The organism is Methylobacterium trifolii (genome assembly GCF_022179685.1).
Lineage (GTDB): Bacteria > Pseudomonadota > Alphaproteobacteria > Rhizobiales > Beijerinckiaceae > Methylobacterium > Methylobacterium trifolii.
Genome location: NZ_BPRB01000409.1, coordinates 1 through 2721, shown reverse-complemented (window position 1 = coordinate 2721; position 2721 = coordinate 1). Strand labels below are relative to the sequence as shown.

Genomic DNA, 2721 nt, shown 5'->3' with positions numbered 1-2721 from the left:
CAGGCCTGGGTAATTACGTAGCGGCTATTCGGCCAATCACAGCAACTGATCTACCAAATGCCCTGCGCCAGGCATACACAATACGCTCTCGTAACGTGCACGCCTTGGAAGGGATCTCGCGCGAACTCTGGTTTATCGGAGATCGATCGGATACGGCGTATCTCGATAGCGGTACAGTGCTTACCCCCGAAGGACTTGCGCGGCTTAGCCGGCACGTCATTCGCCGATTTGTCGAACGCCAGCCAACGGATTTCGATACGACCTTCAATTATCGCTCGGCTCTTCCGGGCATTGTATCTGTTCGCTTAGCTTCCCGTTACTGGATTGGAAATTCTTCTGGCTTCAATCCAGACACGGCAGGCGATTATTTTTCTGGTCTACTGGATTGCTTCATTGAAGTTTTATCCGGCAGGGATAATGCCGGGTTGGTTGATATGAGCGCAGTGCTTGAGAGCATCGAGGGCACTGCGTTGAGTATCTCAAAGCGCAAAGATCGCCTCCCTATGGCAGGCATAATGCAGCTGTGGAATGCAGTTGCGCCGGCGAAGTATCGACGCCCGCTGAAACAAAAACTAGCAGCGAAGTTTGAGGCAGATTTGGCGGAGCCGAGCATTGTTAGTTTTGCTGTTGCCAGGATACTTGGTCACGAATTGACCTGGTCCACAGAGCAGTTAGAAAAACTTGCGAACGAACGGTATAAAGACCGGATCGCCAAAAGTTCAATTAAAATACCAGCCAGGATAGATGCTGCACTTCATATTATGCTGTCCAACCGACTTCTCGCTGTTAATGACAAACAGAGATGCTTGCAACAGCTAGGATATGCGATTGAAACCGTGCCCGGGACAGTTGATCTAATTAAATTTGAAGAACTGATAAAGGCTGGCCAGAATTCGGTGCTTCACCTAGATCGTTTTGTATTCGGAGAGGTCAAGTTTGTTGACTTAACTCCCGAAGATATGGGCTCACCCACACCAAGTCCCGATCGGTCTACCGATCGCGCAGATTAGAACGGCGCTTTCGTGTACCTCAGGCTACCAAGCATTATATTTTATTCCAGTGCGCGCGCTTAGGGGAACCCTTGTGCGCGCATCATCTAGGGGTATCAAAGTTATTGCGATCATAAGGGCTAGACCGCGCAAAGGATACGCGCATAGTTACCGACATTTTGACGAGGTGCCTAGCTTGGAACTCCCATACAGTGGCGATCCATCGCGTCGAGCCTCATCGCACCACAGAAACGTCCGCCGTTTCATCCGTTCAGGAGGAGGCGTTCCTGCCTCTCCCGAAACCCGCCCAGACCGAGCGCTTCGCCGCTGGGCCACGATCAAGAGGAGACTTCGCTCTCCCCTGGACCCCATGACGAAAGGCGTCTGCCGCCCTTGGAACCCGGCACCATGCTCCAGCAAGCAACTCGACGATCGCCGATTGGCAATTACCGCACTTGATACGAGATGGCAACGAGAGCTGCATCTGCCTTTGATATATACGGCCAGAGCGAAGGAACCGCGCGGCAGAGAGCTTGCACATGGGAACGCAGAAGCGGAGCTTCCTCACGGACGATCTCACCATTGGCAATTTCGAAAAACCAGTCGCCGACAGCTTTGCACCACTCGTGTAAATCCGTTCTAGAAGCGCAGGCTGTCAGTGCAATTCGCATCTGATTGTCCGCGGCAGAGCCAACGACGCCGCGGCGGCGGAGGACTCGCGATAAGATTCGCACCTCATCGGCTAGCCCGTTGTGCCGCGCCGATGCCGCAATGATCGCCAGACCCATGATGAGAGAGAAGCCAATATCGGAATTTGGTTCGAGCTTAAGTCGGTATTTCACCTTTCGAAGCAGGTCTGCGATAAGATCGACCGTTTCCGTGTCAAAGCGGAATACTAAGGCGAAATTCACGACGCTCGCGAAGACGCGTGCTTCAAGCGGACCCTCATCTTTCGGCCTGCGAAGCTCTTCTAAAAGATCGTCCGGAAAAGGAAGCGGGGCGTCGATCCCGCCTTCGACAGGACTTGGTGCGTAAGCCAATGGGTGAGAAGTCCGGCTCGTGAGATCGTTCTCGCCCTCACCTAGCAGGAGGGTCTTCAAGGGGCCCTCCGGCAAACTGTCTTTGACCTCGTTTCCAACGATCCGGGCCCGCATCAAGAGCTCCGCCTGAAATTGTCTCGCGCTTATCAGGTCGGGAATATTGCGCGGCGATTGGCGCAGATCGGCAAGAGCTTGCATGAAGAAGGGTTCTGCCCGCAAGCTTGCCCAATCAGTCGAGTCCTCCCCAGTCCCTTTGAGGGCAACAATTTCCCTTTCTATCATCGACACTTGCGCGCTCGCGGCAAGACGACGCCAGAACGGCGGCTCGGCAACGAAGAGGCGGATGCGTGCCAATTCCCCGTCGACAAACACAAAGAGATTTGCCGTCAACGCCAGCCGTCCCGCTTTGTCCTCGGGATTTTCGCGTCGTATCTGCTCCAACAAACGAACCAAAATGGGTTCGAGGTTTGGGAAATTATTCAGGGACCGAATGCCAATTTCAATCCCGGCAATCTGTGAAAAAAGATCTCCATGTTCAGAGAGCCAATCGAAGAAAGCTTCGACATCGCCTGCGGGACATTTTGAAATATCGACTAGTCCGCTGAGTCTTGGATTAGCGCACAGCGAAAGACACTGTGCGAGGCCCCGGTTAAAATCCCAGTTCAGTAGTCGGTCGATCTGAGCCTTAGCAT

At 53.5% G+C, this 2721-nt stretch carries 2 protein-coding genes; one reads left to right on the top strand and one right to left on the bottom strand.

What is annotated here, in order from left to right:
- Positions 1 to 1010, top strand: a 1010-nt coding sequence (locus tag COGEMETH_RS25345) for a hypothetical protein (RefSeq protein WP_238185424.1), incomplete at its 5' end; no start/stop codon positions are given.
- A gap of 425 nt (positions 1011 to 1435) precedes the next feature.
- Here COGEMETH_RS25345 and COGEMETH_RS25340 read toward each other — a convergent pair.
- Positions 1436 to 2721 (bottom strand): hypothetical protein (locus COGEMETH_RS25340; protein ID WP_238185423.1); only part of this gene is annotated, 1286 nt, incomplete at its 5' end.